Origin of the sequence: Micromonospora sp. Llam0 (genome assembly GCF_003751085.1) — a bacterium.
Classification (GTDB): domain Bacteria; phylum Actinomycetota; class Actinomycetes; order Mycobacteriales; family Micromonosporaceae; genus Micromonospora_E.
Genome location: NZ_RJJY01000002.1, coordinates 842,805 through 866,144 on the forward strand (window position 1 = coordinate 842,805; position 23,340 = coordinate 866,144).

Consider the following 23,340-nt stretch of genomic DNA (forward strand, 5'->3'; position numbering starts at 1 on the left):
GCCGGACCGGGTGCCGAGGGTGGAGGTCGCCGAGTTGCCGGACCGGCCGGCTCCGTCTCACCGGCATCCGCGCGGACTGCGCTGGCCAGGTGCAGGCGTGGGGTCTGCATCAGCAGACCCCACGTGACCGACAGTGATCCAAAGTTGACTTCGAGCGGGGGGGGGCTTCGTTGATGGGTTTTCAAGCCCCTGGACCCAGTCCCGTCCCTCCCGGGTCAGACGGGCCGGACCGCTCTATGGCTCGGCTTCGGCAGTTCTCGCCGGACGCCCTGCATGTAACCCTCCACATAGCCCTCGTGGTAGGAGGCATCCTGGACGCGCCGCTCGATGCGGTCCATGCGCCGGTGTAGCGACGACTCACCGAGCCGGACTGCGTAGACGGTCCACGCCACAACCGCTCCGGCGATGAGGACATCGCGGGCCGCGAGTCCGAGCACGGTGGCCCCGACGGCCAGCACCGTGACGGCGGTGGCGATGACCAGGATGACGGTGAGCAGGGTGGCGGCGGGCCGCCGGTATGACGTGCTGTTCGGCCCATCGTCGTCGACGAGCTGTAGTCGTGCCATGGTGGGGCGATCCTCCTCGGGAGGGATGGGGATCTGGTCTCCAGCGACATCCCCCGTCGTCGCTAGATCCACTTAGACACGGAGATGTTACGGGCCGTTACCGGGGAGTTGATCCACCGTCCGGGCGACGTCCACCGGCATGGGTGGGAGTACCGCGAAGGGCTACCACCTGGGACATCATCCGCATGGCCGGCGCCGTCTACCTTGATCAGCGTCGAGGTCCAACCGAACGGGCAGTGTCTGTTCTACATCTGACATGACGGGCTCCATGTTGCCGCCGGTCACCAGGGCACCGAAGTCGCGGAACACCACGCCGCAGAGCACGTGCAGCCCGGAGTGGGTACGCATCAGCAGGCTGCGGCGGGTGTCCTCGACCGCGCCGGTGACCTCGGCGCCGACCGGCGGCAGCGGGTCATCGTCGGCGGGGATCAGGTAGAGGTCGTCGCCCTTGCGGGTGCCGACGATCCGGGTCTGCGCCCCCTGCCAGAGCAGTACGCCGTGGTCCGGCGGCTGGCCGCCGCCGCCCGGGTAGAAGGCGGAGCGGTCCAGCACGATGCCCTGCTCGGCGTCGGCGTGCAGCACAGTGCACTGCCACTCACGCAGGGTCGGGTCGCGCAGGTCGAGTCGGTCGGTACGACCGTGACTGGTGACACCCACGGGTGGCAGGTTACCGCCGACCAGGTGGAATCACCCAGTCGGCTGATTCGACGGGTGTCAAACTTGACCATCGTCGAAACAGTGGGCATCGTGATGTTGATTCGACGATCATCAAGACTACGAACGCTCGCCGCCACGGAGGGACTCATGATCAACGAGGAACTACCGGTTGTCGTCATCGGGGCCGGGCCAGTCGGCCTGGCCGCCGCCGCCCACCTGCACGAGCGCGGCCTGCCCTGGGTCCTGCTGGAGGCCGGCGGCAACGCCGGCGCGGCGGTCAGCAACTGGGGTCACGTCCAGCTCTTCTCCCCCTGGCGTTACAACATCGATTCAGCCGCCCGCCGGCTGCTCGACGCCGCCGGCTGGGCCGCCCCCGATCCCGAGCAGCTGCCGACCGGCGCCGAGCTCATCGGCGACTACCTCGAACCGCTGGCCAAGCTCCCCGACCTGGCCGATCGGATCCGGTACGGCACACGGGCCGTGGCGCTGGGCCGCGCCGGCATCGACCGGGTCCGCACCGACGGCCGGGAGCAGGCACCGTTCGTGGTCCGGCTCGCCGACGGTACGGAGCTCAGCGCCGGTGCCGTCATCGACGCCTCCGGCACCTGGGGTACGCCGAACGTCCTGGGCGTCAACGGGCTGCCCGCCCACGGCGAGCCGCCGGCAGCCCACCTGATCAGCACCGCTCTGCCGGACGTGCTCGGTGCCCACCGGGCCGAGCACACCGGCCGGCATACCGTCGTCGTCGGTGCCGGCCACTCCGCCGCCAACACCCTGCTGGCCCTAGCCGAGCTGGCCGATCAGGAGCCGGACACCCGGGTCAGCTGGGTCACCCGTGGCGCGACCATCGACCGGGCGCTCGGCGGCGGCGACGCCGACGCCCTGCCGGGCCGCGGCAAGTTGGGCACCGGGCTGCGGTTGCTGGTCGACTCCGGCCGGGTCGAGCTGGTCAGCGGATTCGGCGTGCACGCCGTACGGGTCACCACCGACGGCCGGGCCGAGCTGGTCGCGACCGACGGCCGGACGCTGACCGCCGACCGGATCGTCTCCGCCACCGGCTTCCGCCCCGACCACCGGATCGCCGACGAGCTACGGCTGGACCTGGACCCGGCGCTGGGCTGCACCCGGAGGCTGGCCCCGCTGATCGACCCGAACGAGCATTCCTGCGGCACCGTCCCGCCACACGGGGTGGACGAGCTCACCCAGCCGGAGCCGGGATACTACGTGGTCGGCATGAAGAGCTACGGCCGGGCGCCGACGTTCCTGCTGGCCACCGGCTACGAGCAGGTCCGCTCGGTCACGGCGGCGCTGGCCGGTGACTGGACCGCCGCCCGGGACGTGCAGCTGGATCTGCCGGAGACCGGCGTCTGCTCGGTGGCGCCCAGCGATCAGTCCACCACGCCGTCCGCCGCCTCCGGTGGCTGCTGCGGTTGACCGTCGTCGACATGTCAGGAAACGACCGGGGCCACGGCGCCCGCCGCTGATCAGGTCGGCTCGTTGAGGAAGCCGGAGACCCGCTGCCGCAGATCGGTGCGCTGATTCCAGAGCACGCCGGGGCGGCTGTAGACGTACAGGGCGGCGCCCGGGATGGCGGCGGCCAGCCGCTCGGCGGTCTCGGTCGGGTGCAGGTCGTCGCCGGCGCAGCCGATCACCAGGACCCGGGCGGTGACCGCGGCGAGCGCCGCCGGGTCGGGCACCGGCACCGCGTCGGCCAGGTCGACCAGTTCGGCGGCGAGGCCGTCGCGCAGCAGCTGGTCGATCCTGGTACGCAGGTACGCCCACGCGGCCGGGGTGTTGCGTACCGGCACCGGGGTCTCCGCCGCGATCAGCTCGGCCACCCCGGAGACGTCGCTGTCGTTGACCGCAGTGACCAGATCGGCGACCCGCTGGCGGGCCGAGGCCGGCCGGGCCGTGTCGAAGGCCGACGGCAGGAAGAACACCGCCCGGTCGAACCGCTGCGGGCTGTCGGTCAGCAACCGGGCCAACGCCCCGGCACCGAGGCTCATCCCGACCGCCCGGCCGGCACCGGTCAGATCGGCCACGGCCCGCAGGTCCCGGGCCAGGTCGGGGTAGCCCCATGGGCCGGCCGGCACGGCGGACCGGCCGTGCCCCCGGAACTGGAAGAACACCTTGCGCCCGGCGACTCCGCTGCCCAGCGGCCGGGTGGTGGCGATGCCGTGCGCGATGCCGTGCGCGAAGACGGTGGTCGGCTCACCGGACCCGGTGATCAGCCGTTCCAGCTCCACGCCGTGCGGCGTGGCGATCACCTCGGTCTCCGGCTCGGGCAGCGCGGGCCGGCCGGTACGGGGACCGGACGGGCCGGGCCCGTAGGTCCGCGGCCCGCCGTCGGGCGGCGGTGGCCAACGGAAATCTCTCACCAGGAGCCTCGGCCGTCGGCGATGTCCCGCAGCCCGACCCGCACGTCGAGCAGGTAGATCAGCCCGGCGGCGATCCCGATCAGACCGAACAGGCTGACCTGGAACAGCAGGGTGAGCAGCAGGCAGACGCCGAGGATGGCCAGCCACGCGCCTTTCGGCAGAGTGCCGATCGCCGGGAACGCCTCACCCTTCTGGGTGACGCAGTGCACCAGCGCGACAGCCTGCACGACGAGGGCGAACACGAACAGCGCCAAGTCGAGGATGTACCGGACGTCGGCATAGAACAGCGGCGCGGCAGAGTCCATGCCCAAAGCTTATGCCGCGGGCCCCGGATGCGTGCCACCTGCATCCGGGGCCCGCGGGTCACCCGGACCCGCCGGAACTACTCGGCCTTGGCCTGGGTGGGCTTGGCCGGCTCGGTCGAATCGGCTTCCGGTGCCGCGGTGACCTGGGCCGGAGCCTCGGTGGTCTCCATGTCGGCGTTGACGGTGTCGGCGGCCCGGACCACCCCGGTGCCGACGACCCGCTCGCCGTGCGCCACCAGCGTGCCGTAGATCGCCACGGCTCGCTGCCCGGCCGACTGGGCACCGGCGAGCACCGCGTCGCGGTTGCGCAGCGCGATCGCCCGCAGGCGCTCCAGGTCGGCACCGGTGTTGGCCCGTTCACGCAGCTCGGCGGTGCCCTGTGCGGCCTTCTCCCGCAGGCCGACGGTGCCGAGGGTGGCCTTGCCGGTCAGCTGGGTGACGGCCACCGGCAGCTTGCGCAGCTGCTGGTAAGCCAGGTCCCCGGCGCCGGCGACGGCGTACAGGGGTGCGGGGATCCGCTTGGTCTTCGGCTGGCTCATCGTTGCTCCTCCTCGGCCGCCGCGGCGGCCTGCTCGGTTCCCCCGGCCCGGGGCGTACGACGCCGGGGGGTGGTCTTCTGCCGGGAAGTGGTCCTGGTCGGCGCGGTGGGCGGCGGGTCCTCGGTCGCCGGGCTAGGCGCGGCCCCGGCCTCGGTGACGGCGACCGACTGCAGGGTCTGCTCCTCAACTTCTTCGGCGGCGGTAGCTGCGTCCGCGTCGGCGTCCGGTCCGGCGTGCCGGGCGTTCTCCCGGCGGAACGTCTCGTAGATCTGGCTCAGCGACTGCTTCTGCGCCATGGTGAGGTCGGGGTCCGAAGCGATCGCGGCAAGCACGCCCTGGCCGTCCTTGTCGTCGAGCAGCCCGGCCCGCAGGTACATCACCGGGGTGGAGACCCGCAGCGCGCTGGCCAACTGCTGGAGCACCTCCGCGCTCGGCTTGCGCAGGCCGCGCTCCACCTGGCTGAGGTAGGGGTTGCTGACGCCGGCCTGCTCGGCGAGCTGCCGCAGCGAGATGCGGGCGTTGTGCCGCAGGTCGCGGATGAAGCCCCCGATGTCGCGAGGCAGGTCCTTCGGTGTGGCCATGTCTCGACGGTAACCCGATCTGCTTGCAACTGCTAGCGAAACGCTAACGAAAGTTAGCGGGGTCACCGAGAAGAGCCGTCGGGAGGAGCGGTCGAGAAAGTCGTTGGCGGCCGGCCGCCCCGTGACGCTAGGCTCCCCGCCGATGGCGACGATCCGGGTAGGCGACGCGACGATCAGCTACGACGACGTCGGTACCGGGCCGCCCGTACTGCTGATCCACGCCGGCATCGCCGACCGCCGGATGTGGCGGGCGCAGGTCGCCGCGCTGCGCGACCGGCACCGGGTGATCGCCATGGACCTGCGCGGCTACGGCGAGTCCGACCTGCCGGCCACCCCGTTCGCCCACCACGACGACGTGGTCGGCCTGCTGGATGCGCTCGGCGTCACCCGCGCCGCACTGGTCGGCTGCTCGTTCGGCGGCGCGGTCGCCATCGACGCGACCCTCGCCCACCCCGACCGGGTCACCGCGCTCGCCCTGTTCGGGTCGGCGCTGGGCGGTCACGACTGGTCCGACGCCACCGAGCAGCTCTGGGACGACCTGGTCGGCGCGGTGCACCCGGAGGACCTGGACGCGATGGCCGACGCCGAGGTGCGGTTCTGGGTCGTCGGCCCACACCGGCAGCCCGCCGACGTCGATCCCGAGCTGATCACGTTCGCCCGCGAGATGGACCGCCGCGCGCTCGCCGCCGAAGCCGCGCTCGGCGACGTCACCCACCGCGAACTCGATCCACCGGCAGCCCGCCGGCTCGGTGAGATCGGCGTGCCGGTGCTGGTCGGCGCCGGCGCGCTCGACGTGCCGGACATCCTCGCCCTGGCCGACCTGATCAGCACCGGCATCCCGACCGCCCGGCGGCTGCCGGACGTGCCCGGCGCGGCCCACCTGCTGCCGTTGGAGTGCCCCGGGCCGGTCGACGCCGCGCTGCGCGAGTTCCTCGCCGACACCGCGCGATAGCCGCCCACACCGCGCGACAGCCCGCTCGTCCGCCGGCCAGTCTCGTCGTCAGGACGGCCAGCACAGGGCGCGCAGCGTGCCGACCGGCTGGCCGCCGCCGAGCACCGGCGGCTCACCGAGTTCGGCCAGAGCCACCGGATCCAGGCCTTCGGCGTCGGGGCCGGTGCCGACGCCGAGCCGGCGTAGTGCGGCGACCACCGGCGGCACCGTCGCCCGCTGCGCGCCGTCGTCGACCTTCACCGCGATCGCCCCGACGCCGGGCACCGCCACCGCCAACACACCCTCCGCGCCGACCTTGGCCAGCAGCCCGGGCACCGCCCGCATCAGCCGGGTGTCGGCCCGTCCGGTGCCGGCCACCAGCTCCGGGTACGCCCGCATCGCGTCCGCCACGGTCCGCTCCACCGACCCGGCAGGGCCGTGCACCAGGCGCAGGAACGCCCGCGCCACCGCGGTCAGCGACAACGCCAGCACCGGCGCGCCGCAGCCGTCCACCCCGACGGCGGCGGCCGGCTCACCGGCGTACTCCTCGACGGCGGCCCGGATCCGTTCCTGCAACGGATGCTCCGGATGCCAGTACTCCTCCACCGGCCAGCCGGCCGCCCGGCAGGTCAGCAGCATCCCGGCATGCTTGCCGGAGCAGTTCATCTGCAGCCGGCTCGGCCCGCCACCGGCCCGCAGCACGTCGGCTACGGCGGCCGCGCCGACCGGCAGCTCCGGCGGGCAGCGCAGCGCCGCCTCGGTGAGCCCGGCGGTACGCAGCAACGCGGCCACCCGGGCCAGGTGGAAGTCCTCGCCACTGTGGCTGGCACAGACCACCGCCAGATCGGCTGGATCGGCCAGCCGCAGCCCGGCCCACAACATGCCGATCGCCTGCAACGGCTTGTTCGCCGACCGGGGAAACACCGGCGACTCCACGTCGCCGAACCGCTCCCGCAGGCCGCCGTCAGCGGCCAGCACCACCAGTGAGCCGTGATGCCGGCTCTCCCCGAAACCGGAGCGAACCATCTCGACCAGCGGCACCCCGCCGGCGTACCCGGTCAACTCTGCGCCATCCCGGCTCAGGGCTCGATCGCGGCGGTGAACTCACCGGCACGCAGATCGGCATCGTCCGGCACGTTGCGTTTCACCACCGCCAGGGCGACCATGCCGAGCTCGTGGTGGCGCAGCGCGGTGCCGACGAAGCCGACCGTCCGTCCCTCCAGGGTCAGCGGGGTGCCGGCGTCCGGCGGGGTGTCACTGGCCACTCCGTCGAGGTGCAGCAGCACCAGCCGGCGCGGCGGCCGGCCCAGGTTGTGCACCCGGGCCACCGTCTCCTGCCCCCGGTAGCAGCCCTTGTCGAGGTGGACCGCCGGCCCGAGCAGGCCGACCTCCGCCGGGATCGCCCGGTGGTCGGTTTCCAGACCGACCCGGGGGGTACGCGAGGCGACCCGCATCGCCTCGTACGCCCACAGCCCGGCCGGTGCGGCACCGGCCGCGGTCGCCTCGGCCACCAGCTGTGCCGTCGCGGACCGGGGCACCAGCAGGTCGACGCCGAGTGGCACCCGGCGGGCCCAGCCGCCCCGGTACGGCCCGTCGGTCGGCAGCGCGGCCACCGGGTAGAGCACGGTGGGCCGGCCGGGGATCGACCCGGCGGCGAACTTCGACGCGGGCACCGGCAGCAGGTCCGGGTCGGCCAGCCCGGTCACGCCCAGCGCCGCCGCCGCGTCGACCGCAGCCGGGCCGACCAGCGACAGCACCGCCCAGTCGGCGGTCACCTCCGCCGGGTCGACCTCGGTGAAGAATCGCATCTTCAGCAGGTACGCCAGCAGCTCGCCGGCCATCTGCGGCTCGGTGTCCAGCCAGGTGGTCGTGCCGTCCTCGGCGACCATCGCGTGCTGCTCCACATGGCCGTGTGGGGAGAGCACCAGCAGCTCGGTGCCCTGACCGGCGCGCAGCGTCGCCAGGTGCTGGGTGGTCAGGGTGTGCAGCCAGCCGATCCGTTCGGCACCGGGCACCGCGAGCACTCCCCGGTTGCTCCGGTCGACCAGGCCGACCTCGGTGGCGAGCCGGCGCTGCTCGCGCATCGGGTCGCCGTAGTGGGCGGCGACCCCGGTGTCGGGGGATCCGGTGGCCACGTCGGCGATGTCCACCGCACCGGGTATGTCGATCACTGTTTTCCTCCGCACCGCTCGCAGGTGCCGAACAACGCCATGTGGCCGATGTCGACTTGGAAGCCGCGCTGTTCGGCGAGCGCGGTGATCAGCGGCTCGGCCAGCACCGGGTCCATCTCCGAGACCGACTTGCAGGACCGGCAGACCAGGTGGACGTGCTGGTCCTCGCCGACCGAGTGGAACGTCGGCGAACCGTGCGACAGGTGGGTGTGGGTGACCAGGCCCAGCTCTTCGAACAGCTCCAGGGTGCGGTAGATGGTGGTGATGTTCACCCCGGCGGCGACCTCGCGCACCGCGTTGAGCACCTGCTCCGGGGTGGCGTGTCCTAGCTCGTGCACCGCTTCCAGGATCAGCTGACGCTGCGCGGTCAGCCGTAGCCCGCGCGAGCGCAGCATCTCTGCCAGGGAAGATTCAGCCACCGTCGCCATCCTATCGCCGCCGTCTCCGTAGCCGACCGATCTCCGTAGCCGACCGGTCTCCGTTGCCGAGCCGGATCAGCCGCCGACCCGGATCAGCCGGGCGGACAGGTGCGGGGAGAGCGGCTGACCGACCGCGGCCATTTCCTGGGCGTACAGCAGCGCCCCCTCGACGATGCCGAACAGCCGGTGGCCGCCGGTGACCTCCTTGGCGGTACCGGTACGCACCACGGCGTCGGTGGCCAACTCGACCTGCACCCCGGTGACCCGACCCAGGTAGAGCTCCATCACCCCGGTCGGGGTCATCATCGTCGCCTCCAGCTCACCGGTGGCCCGGCCGTCGGCGTCGGTGACCGCCCGCCACCAGCCGAGTTCACGGCCGGCCGGGCGCACCGGGCGGGACTGCTCGTCGAGCAGCCAGGCCCGCGACTCGTACTGCAGGAACGGCCGGCCGTCGTGGCTGATCCGGATCTCCTGCGCGTAGTCGAAGTCCTCGATCGTCGGGTAGCCGCCGCGTCCCCGCCCGCGCCACACCCCGATGTACGGCAGCAGCGCGTTCAACGCCGGGTGCAGCTTCGGGCCGACCCGCAGGTCGTGACTCTCCTCGAACGGGTACGGGTCGACCGGCGGGGCGTCCAGCCACGGCGGCCGGACCGGGTTCTCCTCGGTGCTCGGCTGTCCCGCTCCGGACGCGCTGCTCGCGCTCATCGATCCTCCGCTTTCTCACCAGCGTCCACGGCAGATGCGGACCGCGAGGTAGACCAGGCCACCGGCGAGCGCGCCGAAGCCTGCCACCAGCAGGCTGACGAACCCGATCTCGGTAACCATGACAAGGCCATCCTATGCTGGCCGCATGGCTCGCACTCTCGTCGTGAAGGCGACCGCCGGCTCGGACGAGCCGGAGCGGTGCGCCCAGGCGTTCACCGTAGCGGGCACCGCCGCCGCGGCCGGCGTCGAGGTCTCCCTCTGGCTGACCGGTGAGTCGGCGTGGTTCGGGCTGCCCGGCCGGGCCGCCGAGTTCGACCTGCCGCATTCGGCGCCGCTGCCCGACCTGCTGGACGCGGTGCTGGCCAGCGGCGGTCGGGTGACGGTCTGTACGCAGTGCGCGGCCCGCCGTGGGTTCGGCCCGGACGACGTGCTGCCGGGGGTACGGATCGCCGGGGCGGCGGTCTTCGTCGAGGAGATCATGGCCGACGGCGGCCAGGCCCTCGTCTACTGACCGGGCTGGCGCCGCCGATGCTCAGCGGGGGGCGGCGGGATCAGCAGGTGAAGTCGGTGGAGGCGATCCAGACGTCGTCGCCGTCGAGCCGCACCACGGTGCCCTTGGTGCCGTACCGGTGGACGAACAGCGGTGCCTGATCGGAGACCACGGTGGCGCGCGGCATGGTGAAGCCGAGCGATGCCCACTCGTCGGACTCCGCTGTGCTGGCCGCGGTCAGCGCGTAGCTGCTGAGCTGTCCGTCGCCGTCGGGACAGGGCAGTTCCACCGACGATGCGGCCTGCACGTCGGCCACCCCGAAGGCGCCCGTCAGCACTTCGGCGTGGCTGCGCGGGGTCGGGCCGACGGTGGCGCCCGGCCGGGGGTCGGCGGGTGCGGGCCGGGACCCACCGGACGCCGGTCGGCAGCCGGTGCTGACCCGCAACTGCACCACGCCGGCCCGGATCAGCTCGCCGCGGACCGCGACGAAATCACCGGCGTCGGCACCGAGCCGCGACCGGCCGGTGGTGGCGTCGTGCCGAGCTATCGCGGCGTAGCTGGCCGGGAGTTGGCGGGCGATCCGGTCGAGCAACGCCGGGCCGGCGTCGGGCGCCGTGTAGGCGGTGAGCACCCGGGTCAGTTCGGCGCCGGGTCGCATCGGCGTGATCCGGCAGCCGGCGGTGATCTGCTCCTCGGCCAGCACCACCACGCCGGCGTCGCCGACCGCGGCGGTCAGGTCGATCGCCGCCCGGTCAGCGACGGGCCGGGCCTGTCCGATGTCGCGCTGCTCGCGCACGGTCGGACTGTCGTCCCGCTGGGACTGCACGGCCAGGCCGAACAGCAGCACGCTCCAGGCCACTGCGGCGGCCGCCAGCCACCACCGCCACCACCGACGCGACGGGCCAGGGCCCGTGGCGTTCGGCGGTACGGCGGCGACTGGCGGTCCCGCCGGCGGCGGGACCGCTGCGGCCGGGTGTGCCGGCGGGACGGCCGGGGTCGTGGGCGGGTCGTCAGTCACCCGGCCATCGTGCCAGGCACCGACCAGGGCAGCCGGCCCGCCCGGCAGCCGTCGACAACCGGCCGCCCCGGCAGCGGTCAGCAGCCGACCTCGACCGGCCTGCCGATCCGCTGCTCCGGCAACTCCCGATCCGACCCGTCCCAGCCAGGCTCGTCCGGCACCGCCTCCTCGTGGCCCAGTTCGTCGCGAGCCGCGCTGTCGCGGACCAACTCGTCGCGAGCGGCCAGGTCGTCGCGAGCGGCCACGTCGTCGCGAGCGGCCACGTCGTCGCGAGCGGCCACGTCGTCGCGAGCGGCCACGTCGTCGCGGACCGCGCCGACGCCGGCCAGGTCGTCCCGCTGGTACCCGGCCCGGTCGGGTCCCGTCGCCGCCGGTGCGCCGAAGTTGTCCGGCGCGCTTGACGCGAGCCGGTAGCCGACGCCGCGTACGGTCTGGATCTCCAGGCCGCCGCCAGCGCCGCGCAACTTGCGGCGCAGCCGTTTGACGGCCGAGTGCAAAATGGCTGTGTCGCCGAGGTAGGCCCCGCCCCAGACCGAGCCGAAGAGCCGTTCGTAGGTCCAGACCACCACCGGCGGGGTGGCCAGCCGGGCCAACAACTCTCGCTCCAGCCGGGTCAGCGCCAACGGCTCACCCCGCCAGGTGACGAGATGGCCGGGCACGTCGACGACGAGGTCGCCGAGCACGACCGGCGCCGCCGGCTCCGGGTCCTCCGCCGGTACGGGCGGGAACAGCATCGCCCGTAACTCGGCCAGATCAGTACAGATGACTACCGTGCCGCAGTCGTCGAGCCGTCTCACGACGCGCTCACGGACGGCTACGTCAGCGGTGACACACACGACCAGTGGCACCTCACCGTTGACCACCGCACTCCTCCCCAGGTTGCTGCGTGTCATCAGACAACGCCGTTTAGTCGCCGGAGTCAACAGCGACAGTCACCGATACCACTGCGGCCCGACGCTCGACCACGTGTTGCCCGGGTACTGCCTGAAAACTGCCCAACAGACCCCATTGATCACCAACGTCGCCCACTAAAGCATGACTCGTAGCCGCCGTGCGAAAACTATCCGTAGAGCACAACCCGCACGCGTCTTGGGCGGATTTCGGGCTTTCCGGTCCGCTGATCCCGCGGTTCGACGAGTACGGACCGCCTACGAGCATGGGGGGACCGCGTGGTCGACCTGCCCCGCCGCCGAACCGGACGACACCATAGTGACCGCAGCACCGCCCGCCGCCGCGTCCGAGGCGGCCCGGGCCGGCTGCTGCATCGGATCTTCACCGCCGGGCTGATCACCCTGCTCGCGGTGACCGCCCAACCCGCCGCCGCGACCGCCGCACCCGGCGCCGGCCCGGTCGACGGGTCGGCCACCGCGCCGATCAGCGCCGAACTCGCCGCCGAACTGGACCGGGACGGCACCGTCGACTTCATGGTCTACCTGCGGGACCGCGCCGACCTGTCCGGCGCGGCCGACGCCGCCAGCGCCGGGATGCCGGCCGGTGACCGTCGCGCCGACGCCCGAGCCGAGGCCGTCTACCACGAGTTGACCACCACCGCCCAGCGCAGCCAGCAGAGCCTGCGCAAACTGCTCGACGGGCGGAAGGCCGGCTACACCGCGTACTGGATCGCCAACGCGGTCCGGGTCACCGGCGACCGGGACCTGGCCGACCGGATCGCCGCCCTGCCCGAGGTGCAGCAGCTCGAACCGGTCCACAGCTACCCGCTGCTCACCCCGGAACCAGCCGAACCGGTGCCGCCGGTCGGCGACGACGCCGGCACCACGGCCGTCGAGTGGAACATCGACGATGTCCGGGCGCCACAGGTCTGGTCCGAATTCGGCACCAGCGGCGACGGGATCGTCGTGGCCACCATCGACAGCGGCGTCGAGTTCGACCACCCGGCCCTGGCCGCCAGCTACCGGGGAGCCGGCACCGGAGGCTACGACCACGACTACAACTGGTTCGACCCGACCGGCATCTGCCCGGCCGGGACCCCCTGTGACAACAACGGTCACGGCACCCACGTCACCGGCACCATGACCGGCGACGACGGCGGCGACAACCAGACCGGCGTGGCACCCGGTGCCCGCTGGATCGCCGCCAAGGGCTGCGAGGTGGACACCTGCTCCGACGCGTCGCTGCTGGCCGCCGGCCAGTGGGTGCTCGCCCCGACCGACACCTCGGGCGCGAACCCCCGACCGGAACTGCGCGCCGACGTGGTCAACAACTCGTGGGGCGGCGGGCAGGACGACCCGTGGTACCGGCAGACCGTCGACGCCTGGATCGCCGCCGGCATCTTCCCGGCGTTCGCCATCGGCAACGACGGACCGGGCTGCGGCACCGCCAACTCCCCCGGCGACTACCCGCAGGCGTACGCGACCGGCAACTACGACGCCGACCACCGGATCGCCGCCCGGTCCAGCCGGGGCGCCTCGCTGGTCGACGGATCGGTCAAACCGAACATCGCCGCGCCCGGCACCGCGGTCCGCTCCAGCATCCCCGGCGGCGGGTACGCGGCGTTCAACGGCACCTCGATGGCCTCCCCGCACGTGGCCGCCACCGTCGCGCTGGCCTGGTCGGCGGCGCCGACCCTGCACGGCGACATCGCCGCCACCCGGGCCCTGCTGGACGGCACCGCGATCGACACCGACGACACCAGTTGCGGCGGCACCGCCGCCAACAACAACAACTTCGGTGAGGGACGGCTCGACGCGTACGCCGCCGTCGAGGCCGCCCCGCGCGGACCCGCCGGCCGGGTGACCGGCGTGGTCACCGGCGACGGCGACCCGCTGCCCGGCGCCACCGTCTCCACCGGCGACCGCAGCGTCACCACCGGCACCGACGGCGGCTACGCGCTGACCCTGCCGACCGGCGAGCACACCATCACCGCCAGCGCCTTCGGTTACCAGTCGGCCAGTGCCACGGTCACGGTCGCCGAGGACGGCACCGTCGAGCAGGACTTCGACCTGGCCGCCACCACCCTGGTCACGCTCAGCGGTCGGGTCACCGACGCGGCCGGCCACGGCTGGCCGCTCTACGCCCGGGTCGAGGTCGACGGGCGGCCCGAGACGGCCACCTACACCGACCCGGCATCCGGCCGCTACACGCTGACCGTGCCCGGCGGCACCGCCGTGACGCTGGTCGCCACGGCGACGCTCGCCGGATACCAGCCGGCCCGGGTGGAGGTGCCGGCCGGAGACACCGACCGCACCGTGCACCTGGCGGTGCCGGTCACCGCCGAGTGCGTCACCCCCGGGTACGTGGCCAGCTTCGGCGACCCGGTGCTCGCCGAGAGTTTCCCGACCGCCGACACCCCGGACGGCTGGTCGGTGGTGAACCGCACCGACGGCGGCGGCTGGGAGTTCTCCGACATCGGTTCCCGGGGCAACCTGACCGGTGGTGACGGCGGCTTCGCCAACATCGACAGTGACGCGCTCGGCGTCGGTGCGGTCCAGGACACCGACCTGGTCACCCCGATGCTGGACCTGTCCGGAGCGGACGCGCCGTACCTGCGGTTCGCCAGCGACTGGCGGGCGGTGGGGCTCAGCGACAGCGCCGAGATCGGTGTCTCGGTCGACGGCGGCGCCAGCTGGACCAACGTGTGGCGGTACACCACCAGCCGGCGTGGACCGCGCACCGAGGAGATCCCGCTGACCTCGGTGGCCGGTGCCGACGAGGTGCTGATCCGGTTCCGCTTCCAGGGCAGCTACGCCTGGTGGTGGCAGGTCGACGACGTCGAGGTGGTCGACCGCAGCTGCACCCCGCTGCCCGGTGGCCTGCTGGTAGGCAACACCACCGACCACAACACCGGGGCCGCGCTGAACGGGGTCACGGTGGCCAGCGCCACCGACCCGACGGTACAGGCGGTCTCCGCCGCCACGCCGGACGACCCGGCCCTGCCCGACGGCTACTACCAGCTCTTCTCGCCGCTGGTCGGCAAGCAGGAGTTCACCGCGACGCGGGCGCCGTACCAGGTGCGGAGCCGGACGGTGACGGTGGTCGCCGACCGGGCCCGCCGGGCCGACTTCTCGGTCAAGGCCGGCCGGCTGGCGATCAGCCCGACCGACCCGGTCGTGTCCCACCAGCCGTACGGCAGCACCCGCAAGGCCAAGGTGACGGTGACCAACACCGGCAGCGCACCGGCCGAGGTCGAGATGCTGGCCGGCGACGATGGGTTCAGCCTGCTGTCCGGTGACGGCGCCCCGCTGACCGAACACAAGGTGAAGGGGATCAGCAAGGCCTGGCAGGGTCCGGCGTACGGTGCCCCGGCCGGTGCCGCGCCGACCCGGATCACCGCGGCGTCGGCGATCGCGGGCGAGACGGCCGGGACGGCCGCCGATGCCTGGACGCGGGCCCCGGACCACCCGACCGCCATCTTCGACAACGCGGCCGCCACGCTCGACGGCAAGGTCTACTCCGTCGGCGGTGGCAGCACCACCGGCACCGAGCGGGACGCCTGGGTCTACGACCCGGTGACCGACGCCTGGAGCGCCCTGCCCGACCTGCCGACGGCCCGCAGCAAGCCGGCGCTCGCCGCGGCCGGCGGCAAGCTGTACCTGTTCGGCGGATGGGGCGCCGGTGGGACTCCGGTGGCGAGCGTCGACGTGTTCGACCCGACGACCGGGACGTGGGCCACACTGTCCGGGGTGACCAGCCCCGCGCCGCGGGCCGCAGCCGGGTCCGCCGTCATCGGCGGCACGATCTACCTGATCGGCGGCTGCATCGACGGCACCTGCACCGACTCGCGTACGGTGCTGGCGTTCGACACCGGCACCGGCACGTTCCGGTCCCGGGCCGACTATCCGGTCGCCGCGTCCTGGCTGGCCTGTGGCGGGATCGGTGAGCTGGCGTACTGCGCCGGCGGCGCCGGCACCGTCGAGTACCGGTCGACGTACGCCTACGACCCGGCCACCGACGCCTGGAGCCCGTTGCCGGACCTGCCGCTCGACCTGTGGGGCGGGCAGTACGCGGCGGCCGGTGGCCTGCTGGTGATCGCCGGCGGCGTGACCGGGGCGTCCACCACGGTGACGAACCGTACGGTCGGCTTCGACCCGGCCGCCGGTGAGTGGCGGGACCTGCCGAACACCGAGTTCGCCCGGTACCGGGGCGCCGGCGCCTGCGGGGCGTACAAGGTCGGTGGATCGCCGAGCTCGTTCGTCGGTTCGGCGCAGGTGGAGGTGCTCGCCGGGCTGGAGCTGTGCGACGCCGCAGCCGACCTGCCATGGCTGGTCACCGACCCGGGCAGCTTCACGTTGGCACCCGGTGCCTCCCGGACGGTCACCGTCACGCTGGCGGCGACCGCCGAGGCCGGCGTGGACCAGCCCGGCCGGTACGCCGCGACCCTCGGGTTGCGGTCCGACACCCCGTACCCGGTGGGCCAGGTGGACGTGCAGATGAACGTCTCGCCGCCGGCGTCCTGGGCGAAGGTGCAGGGCACGGTCACCGGGGTCAGCTGCGCCGGGGTCGAGGTCGGGGTGGCCGGGGCGACGATCCGGCTGAACTCGCTGACCGATCCGGGCACCGGCTACACGCTGCGCACCGGTGCCGACGGCGGGTACGCGTACTGGCTGCCACGCGGGCAGTACGAGATCATCACCGCGAAGGACGGCTGGGTGCCGCAGGCCCGGCAGGAGCGGCTGCCGGCCGGGATCGTCACCACGGTCGACAGCGTGCTCGAACCGGTCGATCCCTGCCCGGCCCGCCTCGGCGGGATCTGACCGGGTGACCGGTCCGACCGCCGGCGCGTCTGACCGACGGTGAGAACGGGTGCCGGGCCAGCCCAGCTCTGGCCCGGCACCCGCCGACGGTCAACCCGGAATTGTCACGGGTTGACCGGGCATCGCACCCAGTCCCGGCCCTTCACGTACGACCAGGAGCAGGTGTGCACAGCGTGGCCTTTACGGTTTCGCAGGAATGCTTTGTCGCCGTCGGCGTTCCACACGAACCCGGCGGTGTTCCAGTAGACGGTCCGCGCGGTGTCGTCACCGGCGCCGGAACGCAGCCACACCCGGCCGCCTTTTCCGGGGATGACGACGTCACCGAACCGGTACGTCCGGCCGTTCTTGTTGTGCACCGTGTAGCCACGCAGGTTGATCGCCGTCTTGCCTCGGTTGATCAGTTGCAGCCATTCCCGATTGGCCAACGCACCGCTGCCGTCGTCGACGCCGTTCGGGTGGTACTGGACGCTGTGCACCCGCAGGCTGGGCGCGGCGCTCGCGGCCCCGGCGCTGGCTGGCGCGGCGATGGTCATCGAGGTGACCAGGCCGAGCATCGCCGCAGTCAGGACACCGACAGTCTTTCTCATGGTTCCCCCCATGGGATGAGCAATTCTCGCAGGCATCGAAAGAATCGAAATCCGATTCGCCGTACGCCCGCTACCGCCACGAAGAATTGTGGGTGACGGGCCGCCCAATTCACCAGAGAGTGACGTCATCAAGTCAGTTCGTCCTGCCGCGCCGTCATGTCGGACGCCGGTGACTTGTCGGCGTGGCCACCGGCCGGAGCGACCAGGGTGACGCCGCCGGTCGGCCGTTTCCGCTGTCCACAGGGCGACAGCGGGGCCCGACGGCGGGGAATCCGCCGCCAATGTCGGTCATGAAGCCGACAGGCCGCCGCCCCCGGAACGAGTTCCGGGGGCGGCGGCCTGTCGGCGGGTCGGCCGGGGCGTCAGCTGCCGACGGTCACCGAGACCTCGTTGACTCCCTGGGCGGCGGTCACCGGGGTGTCGCCGTTGCCGTGCCGGGACAGGGCCCGCAGGGTCCAGCTGCCCGGTGCGGCGAAGAACCGGAACTGGCCGGCCGGCGAGGTCACCACCTCGGCGGTGAACTCGCCGGTGGCGTCCAGCAGCCGCACGTACGCGCCGGCCACGGCCTCGCCGTCGGCGGACTGGACGGTGCCGGTGATCACGGTCTCCTTGGCCAGGTCGACGCTGGCCGGCAGCGGTGCCGCCTGGTCCGGGGCGGCGCAACCCGCCGCGGTCGGGGCGTTCGGTGTGGTCGCAGCGGTCATCGTCACGCCTTCCCGGGCTCGTCGCCGAGCACCACCGGCACGCCGATCAGCGAGCCGTACTCGGTCCAGGACCCGTCGTAGTTCTTTACGTTGGAGTGCCCGAGCAGCTCCTTGAGCACGAACCAGGTGTGCGAGGAACGCTCGCCGATCCGGCAGTACGCGATGGTGTCCTTGCCGTCCTCCAGGCCGGCCTCGGCGTACAGGGCGCGCAGCTCGTCGTCGGACTTGAAGGTGCCGTCCTCGTTGGCGGCCTTGGACCACGGCACGTTGACCGCGGTCGGGATGTGCCCGGCCCGCTGCGCCTGCTCCTGCGGCAGGTGGGCGGGGGCGAGCAGCCGGCCGGCGAACTCGTCGGGCGAGCGGACGTCGACCAGGTTCTGGGTGCCGATCGCGGCCACCACCTCGTCGCGGAACGCCCGGATGGAGCTGTCCGGCTCCTGGGCGACGTACTGGGTGGCCGGGCGGGCGACCACCTCGGTGGTCAGCGGACGGGCGTCGAGCTCCCACTTCTTGCGGCCGCCGTCGAGCAGCTTGACGTCGCGGTGGCCGTACAGCTTGAAGTACCAGTACGCGTACGCGGCGAACCAGTTGTTGTTGCCGCCGTAGAGCACCACGACGTCGTCGTTGCCGATGCCCCGCCCGGACAGCAGCGCCTCGAACTGCGACTTGTTGATGAAGTCGCGGCGTACCGGGTCCTGCAGGTCGGTCTTCCAGTCGATCTTGACCGCGCCGGCGATGTGCCCGCCGTCGTACGCGGAGGTGTCCTCGTCGACCTCGACGAAGACGACGCCCGGGGCGTCGAGGTTCTTCTCGGCCCAGTCGGCCGAAACGAGTGCGGTGTCGCGACTCATCAGATCACTCCCTGGTTGGTCTCCCCCTGGTCCGGCGGGCCGCCGGTACGGAGGAAGCGGATCGGTGGCGAGTCCACGCCGCAGGTTGTCGCACCTGTGCGGGACCCTGGAGGACGGATCACGGACGTGCGACGGCGCCGCTGCCGGGCGATGGTGAGAATTCTTCGGCGCTGGTCACCGACCGTTGGAAGGGTCGGCGAAAGCCCGCCGGGTCAGCCCGCCGTCAGAGGACAGGGCGACACAGGCAGGTGGCCACACGGCACAGGTCGACCGCGCGCCGCTTGGTGAGGAACTTCCCCATGGGGCCGAAGCTTACCAGCCTGTTTCCGGTCAGTCACCGATCCGACCACGCAATGGGACATCCGCGCGTTGAGACCTACGCCACCCCGCCGGAGACGGCCAGCCGAGTGCGCCGGCCAGCCGAGAAGGCCAGTCAGCCGAGCGCGCTCAGCGGCACGTCGGTGGCGGTGGCGGTGACCGCGAGGCCGGCCGGCGTCACGGCCACCTCCTGCAGGTCGAGCTGGAACGGCAGGGCGGGCAGCGGCACCGCGATGGACAACTGCTGGGCGTAGGCCTCGACGAAGCCACGGGCCGCCTCGTCGCCGGGCAGCCCTTCGGCGGCCAGTTCACCGAAGCGCAGGAGCACCTCGCCCGGGGCGACCTCCAGGTCCGCGGTACCGGTCAGGGTGACCTGCTGACCGAGGATGTCCACCGGGGCGGTGACGCCGAGCCGTCCATCCTGTTCGGACAACTCCACACCGGGCTGGTCGATCAGTTGCACAATGCTGTCGTAGGAGACCGTGGCGGTGCCCTGCACGGTCTCCGCGGTGACCTCACCCTGCCCGGTGCGCAGCGTCTCCAACGGCGCCTGTACGCCCCGCGCGTCGACGTCGAGGGTGGGCAGCCGCACGCTGTTGCCGTTGACCGCCGCCGACACGTCGCGCAGCACGATCGAGACCGACTGGTAGCGGCCGGTAGCGACCTGGCTGAGGAACGGGAACCCGCCGATCGAGACCTCCGGCTCGGAGGATTCGATGTTCTGCCCGGCCACCTGCTGGCGGATCTGGTCAGCGACCGCCCGTTCGGCGTACGCGACGGCGACCCGGTCGGCGACGACCAGGACCAGTGCCAGGACCAGCAGCAGCACCGCGACGACGGCCAGCAGCCGGCGTGCTCGTCGGCCCGGTTGCCGCCGGGAACGCGACCGGCGGACCGGTTCCTCCTGGTACGCCGGATAGGTCGACACGGTGCCTCCTCGGCTGCGGACGGATGCGCCGTACCGTATCTACCCAACCTGAATACGGCTCACCCGGCATCGGCCCGACCGACCATGCGCCTCACCTGACCGACCGGCGCCTCAGTTGAAGATCAGCACACCGAGGGCGTAGGACAGCGGCGCGGCGAGGGCGAACCCGCCGAGCGGCCCCTGCATGTGCCGGGCCACCCACATGGTCGGCGGATCCCCGGCCATCTGCCGGCTGGCCTCGGCGTAGCCGGTGGCGAGGTCGACCAGGACCGCCGCGCTGGCGGCGACCAGACCGACCAGGGCTGCGGTGACCGGGGTGAAGCCGACCACGTAGATGCCGAGCACCGCGCTGGCCAGCGTGCCGACCATGGCGCCGAGCACCACTCCGGTGGCACCTCGGGGCACCTGCGGGGCGAGCCGTGGCCGGGCCACCACCGCGTCGGTGAGCCGGGCGGTCATCAGGGCGATGCCGGTGCCGGCCAGCGCCACCACGATGGTCTGGGTGCCGCCGAGCTGCAGCCGGCTGAGCACGATCAGGGTGGCGAAGGCGACCACTCCGACGACGATCTGCAACGTGACGCCGAGTGACTCGGTGACCCTGGTGCGGTCGGCCGGCCGGATCAGCTGGGCGAGCACCGCGATGACGAAGCCACCTGCCGCCGCGTACCCGACCGGGGCCAGCGAGGCGACGGTCGGCAGCAACGCTCCGATGTCGGCGGCGGCCGCGGCGAGCAGGCTCACCCCGCCGATGACCGGCATCGCCGGTGGCCGGATCGCCAACGTCCAGGAGATCACGAAGAGCAGTTGTACGCCGAAGACGACGATGGTGAACGGGGTCCGGGCCAGCCCTGGCCCGGCGGTCTGCGCACCGAAGATCAGCCCCATGGCCAGCAGCACGGAGAACCCGGCCACGGTGAGCGAGATGGCCCGGCTGACCGGCACCGGCTCCGACGTGGACCGGCTGCTGACGGTTTCCTGCTCCCCGGTGCGGTCCGGCCGGTCCGCCGGCCGGCTGTCCACCGCGCCCGACGGGCCGGTGGCCTCACCGGCCGCAGCGGCCGCACCGCCGGGAGCGGGCGGGTGGCCCGGGGCAGGTGCTGAAGCCCGACCCGGGGCCGGGCCGGGAGCAGGTGCCCGACCCGGTACCGGCGCGGCCGCCCGACCCGGACCTGGCGCGGGTGCCCGACCGGGAGCGGGCGCCCGGCCTGGGGCCGGTGCCCGACCCGGCACCGGTTGGCCGGGGTCCGGCGGTCCCGGGACGACGGCGCGGCCGGGTCCGCCCCGCATGCCGCCGGGCCGCCCACCGGGCGGTGGCCCGGTCGGAGGCTGTCGGCTACCGTCAGGCCACTGTCCGCGACCGGTCTCGGATGGCGTGGAGGGATGCACGCCCTGATGGTGCCAGACGGGGCGGGTGGCCCGCTGGCGACGGCACCGGGCCGTTATGGCCGATCGCACAGATGAACAGCTCACCGCCCGGGTGTTTCCAGCACCTAATCGGTTAAGCTCATGGCTTAACCACCCGTCAGCGAAGCCGGGGTTCGACGCCACTGTCTGCGGTGACGGCCACGTGGCCGGCGTCCGCGGTCACCACGCGCGGCCGGGACAGGCCGCGAGGACGGAGGTGATGTGTGGAAATCCTGCTGCTGGTAACGGCCCGTGCGGGCGAGCCGTCGGCCGTACTGCCCGCACTCGACCTGCTCCCCCACTCGGTGCGGACCGCGCCCCGCGACGTCCGCACCCTGGTTTCCGGGCCGAGCCCGGACGCGGTCCTGGTCGACGCCCGGTCGGAGCTGTCCGAGGCCCGTGCGACCTGCCGGATGCTGCATGCCACTGGTCTGGGCGTCCCGCTGGTCGCGGTGGTCACCGAGGCCGGCCTGATCGCGCTGAACGCCGACTGGGGCGTCGACGACGTCATCCTGGCCAGCGCCGGCCCGGCCGAGGTGGAGGCGCGGCTGCGCCTGGCGGTCGGTCGGCTGACCAACGCCACGTCAGGCGCGGGCGGGCTGATCCGGGCCGGCGAGCTGACCATCGACCCGGACACCTACGCCGCGAAGCTCAAGGGCCGTCCGCTCGACCTGACGTACAAGGAGTTCGAGTTGCTCAAGTTCCTCTCCCAGCACCCGGGGCGGGTCTTCACCCGCGACCAGCTGCTGCGCGAGGTCTGGGGTTACGACTACTTCGGCGGTACGCGTACGGTCGACGTGCACGTGCGGCGGCTGCGGGCCAAGCTCGGCTCGGAGTACGAGTCGATGATCGGCACGGTCCGCCAGGTCGGCTACAAGTTCGTGGTACCGCCGAGCCGTTCGTCGCTGCCGGACACCGAGCCCGCACCGCTGCCGGTCTAGGGCGTGTATCAAAGTCGGTCACAGCCACTCGTTGATCGCCGCGACCTGCACGGTCGCCTCGTACCGGACCGCGAGCTTGTCGTAGCGGGTCGCGACGGCACGGTTGCGCTTGAGCCGGTTGATCCCGCACTCGACCGCGTGGCGCTGCTTGTAGATCTCGGGGTCGAAGGCCGGCGGCCTGCCGCCCTTCGACCCCTTCTTCCGCCGGTTGGCGTCCTGGTCGGCCTTCGACGGGATCGTCGCGGCGACACCCCGTCGACGCAGGTAGGCACGGTTCGCCTTCGACGTGTACGCCTTGTCCGCCAGCACCCGGTCCGGACGGGTCCGGGGCCGACCGGCCCCGACCCGGGGCACCCGCACACCGTCGAGGACCGTCGTGAACTGCGGGCTGTCGCCACGCTGCCCGCCGGTCAGCACGATCGACAGCGGTTTCTGTCCCTGTTCACAGCCCAGGTGCAGTTTCGTGGTCCGTCCGCCACGGGAACGCCCCAACGCGTGGTCGTCGGGTTCCGACCCGGTACCGCCGGGTGGTTCGGCCTGCAGATCCCCCTTTTACGCGCTCCGGCGGCGTGCTGGTGCGCTCGGCTGATCGTGGAGTCCACGGACACGTCCCAGACGATCCGTCCCGCCGCGTCGGCCAGGGCCTGCAACGCGGTCAGGATCCTGGCCCAGGTCCCGTCGCGCTGCCACCGGCGGAACAGGGCGTACGCCGCCGCCCAGGAGCCGTAGTGGTCGGGGATGTCCCGCCACGGGGCGCCGGCCCGTGTGCGCCACCGGATCGCGTCGATGAGCTGCCGTTTCGTTGATGCGGGCGGTCGGCCCGGTCGGCGTGCGGTGGGCAGGAGAGGCTCCAGGACTGCCCACTGCGCGTCCGTCAGGTCGTGCCGCCTCGTCACCGCTACGCTGGTCACGAGGTCTCCGTGTTGATGGTTCGTCTTGGTCGATAAGCCATCTACCGGAGGCCTCGCTGTTTACCGGGCAGCGACACGCCGGAAGTTCGTCACCCGCCCACGGCCGACTTTGATACACGCCCTAGCCCACAGGTCCAGCCAGACCGGCTGCCGGTCTAGCGGATCCGGCCACCCCGCGTGGCGCAACACCGAAACATCAACTGAGGCGCCATTCGGATCTGTCCG

General features: G+C 72.6%; 24 protein-coding genes and 1 pseudogene. 5 read left to right on the forward strand and 20 right to left on the reverse strand.

Annotated elements, in window-relative coordinates; all coding sequences use genetic code 11:
* Window positions 1-215 precede the first annotated feature (215 nt).
* Window positions 216-566, reverse strand: coding sequence for a hypothetical protein (locus EDC02_RS31170; protein ID WP_148083713.1), 351 nt, complete (start codon window positions 564-566; stop codon window positions 216-218).
* Between the two features lie 177 nt (window positions 567-743).
* The gene (locus tag EDC02_RS31175; protein WP_233606538.1) at window positions 744-1,223 is read right to left on the reverse strand and encodes an alanine--tRNA ligase-related protein; all 480 of its coding nucleotides are present in this window, start codon (window positions 1,221-1,223) and stop codon (window positions 744-746) included.
* 147 nt (window positions 1,224-1,370) lie between these two features.
* Between EDC02_RS31175 and EDC02_RS31180 the strand changes: the two genes are divergently transcribed.
* Window positions 1,371-2,657: an FAD-dependent oxidoreductase gene (locus EDC02_RS31180; protein ID WP_123605842.1), complete on the forward strand. Its 1,287-nt coding sequence runs from the start codon at window positions 1,371-1,373 to the stop codon at window positions 2,655-2,657.
* Window positions 2,658-2,707: 50 nt separating this feature from the next.
* On the opposite strand, the gene EDC02_RS31185 is transcribed toward EDC02_RS31180, so the two are convergent.
* The 4 genes from EDC02_RS31185 to EDC02_RS42005 all read right to left on the reverse strand — a co-directional run bounded on the left by EDC02_RS31185 (window position 2,708) and on the right by EDC02_RS42005 (window position 5,026).
* The gene (locus EDC02_RS31185; RefSeq protein ID WP_123605843.1) at window positions 2,708-3,601 is read right to left on the reverse strand and encodes an alpha/beta fold hydrolase; all 894 of its coding nucleotides are present in this window, start codon (window positions 3,599-3,601) and stop codon (window positions 2,708-2,710) included.
* The gene (locus EDC02_RS31190) at window positions 3,598-3,906 is read right to left on the reverse strand and encodes a DUF2516 family protein (protein ID WP_123605844.1); all 309 of its coding nucleotides are present in this window, start codon (window positions 3,904-3,906) and stop codon (window positions 3,598-3,600) included. The genes EDC02_RS31185 and EDC02_RS31190 overlap by 4 nt, the downstream gene beginning before the upstream one ends.
* A gap of 77 nt (window positions 3,907-3,983) precedes the next feature.
* The gene (locus tag EDC02_RS31195) at window positions 3,984-4,445 is read right to left on the reverse strand and encodes a hypothetical protein (protein ID WP_123605845.1); all 462 of its coding nucleotides are present in this window, start codon (window positions 4,443-4,445) and stop codon (window positions 3,984-3,986) included.
* Entirely contained in the window at window positions 4,442-5,026 is a 585-nt protein-coding gene (locus EDC02_RS42005) for a helix-turn-helix domain-containing protein (protein ID WP_233606539.1), read from the reverse strand. Before EDC02_RS42005 ends, EDC02_RS31195 begins: the two co-directional genes overlap by 4 nt.
* A 142-nt stretch (window positions 5,027-5,168) precedes the next feature.
* Between EDC02_RS42005 and EDC02_RS31205 the strand changes: the two genes are divergently transcribed.
* The gene (locus EDC02_RS31205; RefSeq protein WP_123605846.1) at window positions 5,169-5,978 is read left to right on the forward strand and encodes an alpha/beta fold hydrolase; all 810 of its coding nucleotides are present in this window, start codon (window positions 5,169-5,171) and stop codon (window positions 5,976-5,978) included.
* 48 nt (window positions 5,979-6,026) lie between these two features.
* On the opposite strand, the gene EDC02_RS31210 is transcribed toward EDC02_RS31205, so the two are convergent.
* The 5 genes from EDC02_RS31210 to mtfM form a co-directional block, all read right to left on the reverse strand.
* On the reverse strand, window positions 6,027-6,983 hold the full coding sequence (locus tag EDC02_RS31210; RefSeq protein ID WP_123607268.1) for an asparaginase: 957 nt from the start codon (window positions 6,981-6,983) through the stop codon (window positions 6,027-6,029).
* A 53-nt stretch (window positions 6,984-7,036) separates the two neighbouring features.
* On the reverse strand, window positions 7,037-8,128 hold the full coding sequence (locus tag EDC02_RS31215; RefSeq protein ID WP_370461586.1) for a folate-binding protein YgfZ: 1,092 nt from the start codon (window positions 8,126-8,128) through the stop codon (window positions 7,037-7,039).
* A complete protein-coding gene (locus EDC02_RS31220; protein ID WP_123607270.1) occupies window positions 8,125-8,547 on the reverse strand; it encodes a Fur family transcriptional regulator in 423 nt (140 codons plus the stop codon). Before EDC02_RS31220 ends, EDC02_RS31215 begins: the two co-directional genes overlap by 4 nt.
* A 75-nt stretch (window positions 8,548-8,622) precedes the next feature.
* A complete protein-coding gene (locus tag EDC02_RS31225) occupies window positions 8,623-9,252 on the reverse strand; it encodes an FABP family protein (protein WP_123605847.1) in 630 nt (209 codons plus the stop codon).
* Window positions 9,253-9,267: 15 nt separating this feature from the next.
* Window positions 9,268-9,372 carry a small membrane protein MtfM gene (mtfM, locus tag EDC02_RS42570; protein ID WP_278171721.1) on the reverse strand — a complete coding sequence of 35 codons (105 nt, stop codon included), beginning with the start codon at window positions 9,370-9,372 and terminating at the stop codon, window positions 9,268-9,270.
* Between the two features lie 25 nt (window positions 9,373-9,397).
* On the opposite strand from mtfM, the gene EDC02_RS31230 reads away from it, so the two are divergent.
* Window positions 9,398-9,763 (forward strand): DsrE family protein, encoded by a 366-nt coding sequence (locus EDC02_RS31230; RefSeq protein WP_123605848.1) that lies wholly within the window; start codon window positions 9,398-9,400, stop codon window positions 9,761-9,763.
* A 40-nt stretch (window positions 9,764-9,803) separates the two neighbouring features.
* Here the strand turns inward: EDC02_RS31230 and EDC02_RS31235 are convergent, their stop codons facing one another.
* Both EDC02_RS31235 and EDC02_RS42010 read right to left on the reverse strand, forming a co-directional pair.
* Complete coding sequence (locus EDC02_RS31235; protein WP_148083714.1) at window positions 9,804-10,760, reverse strand: hypothetical protein; 957 nt, start codon at window positions 10,758-10,760, stop codon at window positions 9,804-9,806.
* A gap of 377 nt (window positions 10,761-11,137) precedes the next feature.
* Window positions 11,138-11,653: pseudogene (locus tag EDC02_RS42010) on the reverse strand (winged helix-turn-helix domain-containing protein); the annotation flags it as partial.
* A gap of 285 nt (window positions 11,654-11,938) precedes the next feature.
* On the opposite strand from EDC02_RS42010, the gene EDC02_RS31245 reads away from it, so the two are divergent.
* Window positions 11,939-16,471 carry a S8 family serine peptidase gene (locus EDC02_RS31245; RefSeq protein ID WP_370461621.1) on the forward strand — a complete coding sequence of 1,511 codons (4,533 nt, stop codon included), beginning with the start codon at window positions 11,939-11,941 and terminating at the stop codon, window positions 16,469-16,471.
* Between the two features lie 104 nt (window positions 16,472-16,575).
* On the opposite strand, the gene EDC02_RS31250 is transcribed toward EDC02_RS31245, so the two are convergent.
* The 6 genes from EDC02_RS31250 to EDC02_RS31270 form a co-directional block, all read right to left on the reverse strand.
* On the reverse strand, window positions 16,576-17,058 hold the full coding sequence (locus EDC02_RS31250) for a lamin tail domain-containing protein (RefSeq protein ID WP_158632382.1): 483 nt from the start codon (window positions 17,056-17,058) through the stop codon (window positions 16,576-16,578).
* Window positions 17,059-17,420: 362 nt separating this feature from the next.
* A complete protein-coding gene (locus tag EDC02_RS31255; RefSeq protein ID WP_123605851.1) occupies window positions 17,421-17,762 on the reverse strand; it encodes a DUF1416 domain-containing protein in 342 nt (113 codons plus the stop codon).
* 2 nt (window positions 17,763-17,764) lie between these two features.
* Window positions 17,765-18,613 (reverse strand): sulfurtransferase, encoded by an 849-nt coding sequence (locus EDC02_RS31260; protein WP_123605852.1) that lies wholly within the window; start codon window positions 18,611-18,613, stop codon window positions 17,765-17,767.
* Between the two features lie 223 nt (window positions 18,614-18,836).
* Window positions 18,837-18,947: an Ms5788A family Cys-rich leader peptide gene (locus EDC02_RS42970; RefSeq protein WP_370461622.1), complete on the reverse strand. Its 111-nt coding sequence runs from the start codon at window positions 18,945-18,947 to the stop codon at window positions 18,837-18,839.
* 99 nt (window positions 18,948-19,046) lie between these two features.
* The gene (locus tag EDC02_RS31265) at window positions 19,047-19,859 is read right to left on the reverse strand and encodes a DUF2993 domain-containing protein (protein ID WP_123605853.1); all 813 of its coding nucleotides are present in this window, start codon (window positions 19,857-19,859) and stop codon (window positions 19,047-19,049) included.
* A gap of 111 nt (window positions 19,860-19,970) precedes the next feature.
* On the reverse strand, window positions 19,971-21,146 hold the full coding sequence (locus tag EDC02_RS31270; RefSeq protein WP_370461587.1) for a hypothetical protein: 1,176 nt from the start codon (window positions 21,144-21,146) through the stop codon (window positions 19,971-19,973).
* Between the two features lie 341 nt (window positions 21,147-21,487).
* Between EDC02_RS31270 and EDC02_RS31275 the strand changes: the two genes are divergently transcribed.
* Window positions 21,488-22,204 carry a response regulator transcription factor gene (locus EDC02_RS31275; protein ID WP_123605854.1) on the forward strand — a complete coding sequence of 239 codons (717 nt, stop codon included), beginning with the start codon at window positions 21,488-21,490 and terminating at the stop codon, window positions 22,202-22,204.
* A gap of 18 nt (window positions 22,205-22,222) precedes the next feature.
* Here EDC02_RS31275 and EDC02_RS31280 read toward each other — a convergent pair.
* Window positions 22,223-23,100 (reverse strand): IS5 family transposase gene (locus tag EDC02_RS31280; protein WP_370461505.1). Its coding sequence is split into 2 segments (ribosomal slippage): window positions 22,223-22,708 and window positions 22,711-23,100, totalling 876 coding nucleotides; the frame shifts between segments, so codons are not numbered across the junction.
* Window positions 23,101-23,340 lie beyond the last annotated feature (240 nt).

Coding starts and splice junctions, on each gene's coding strand:
- EDC02_RS42005 (WP_233606539.1), bottom strand. CDS start 5,026: ATGGCCACACCGAAGGACCTGCCTCGCGACATCGGGGGCTTCATCCGC.
- EDC02_RS31180 (WP_123605842.1), top strand. CDS start 1,371: ATGATCAACGAGGAACTACCGGTTGTCGTCATCGGGGCCGGGCCAGTC.
- EDC02_RS31205 (WP_123605846.1), top strand. CDS start 5,169: ATGGCGACGATCCGGGTAGGCGACGCGACGATCAGCTACGACGACGTC.
- mtfM (WP_278171721.1), bottom strand. CDS start 9,372: ATGGTTACCGAGATCGGGTTCGTCAGCCTGCTGGTGGCAGGCTTCGGC.
- EDC02_RS31250 (WP_158632382.1), bottom strand. CDS start 17,058: ATGAGAAAGACTGTCGGTGTCCTGACTGCGGCGATGCTCGGCCTGGTC.
- EDC02_RS31260 (WP_123605852.1), bottom strand. CDS start 18,613: ATGAGTCGCGACACCGCACTCGTTTCGGCCGACTGGGCCGAGAAGAAC.
- EDC02_RS31255 (WP_123605851.1), bottom strand. CDS start 17,762: ATGACCGCTGCGACCACACCGAACGCCCCGACCGCGGCGGGTTGCGCC.
- EDC02_RS31190 (WP_123605844.1), bottom strand. CDS start 3,906: ATGGACTCTGCCGCGCCGCTGTTCTATGCCGACGTCCGGTACATCCTC.
- EDC02_RS31170 (WP_148083713.1), bottom strand. CDS start 566: ATGGCACGACTACAGCTCGTCGACGACGATGGGCCGAACAGCACGTCA.
- EDC02_RS31225 (WP_123605847.1), bottom strand. CDS start 9,252: ATGAGCGCGAGCAGCGCGTCCGGAGCGGGACAGCCGAGCACCGAGGAG.
- EDC02_RS31270 (WP_370461587.1), bottom strand. CDS start 21,146: ATGCGGGGCGGACCCGGCCGCGCCGTCGTCCCGGGACCGCCGGACCCC.
- EDC02_RS31195 (WP_123605845.1), bottom strand. CDS start 4,445: ATGAGCCAGCCGAAGACCAAGCGGATCCCCGCACCCCTGTACGCCGTC.
- EDC02_RS31230 (WP_123605848.1), top strand. CDS start 9,398: ATGGCTCGCACTCTCGTCGTGAAGGCGACCGCCGGCTCGGACGAGCCG.
- EDC02_RS31210 (WP_123607268.1), bottom strand. CDS start 6,983: ATGGTTCGCTCCGGTTTCGGGGAGAGCCGGCATCACGGCTCACTGGTG.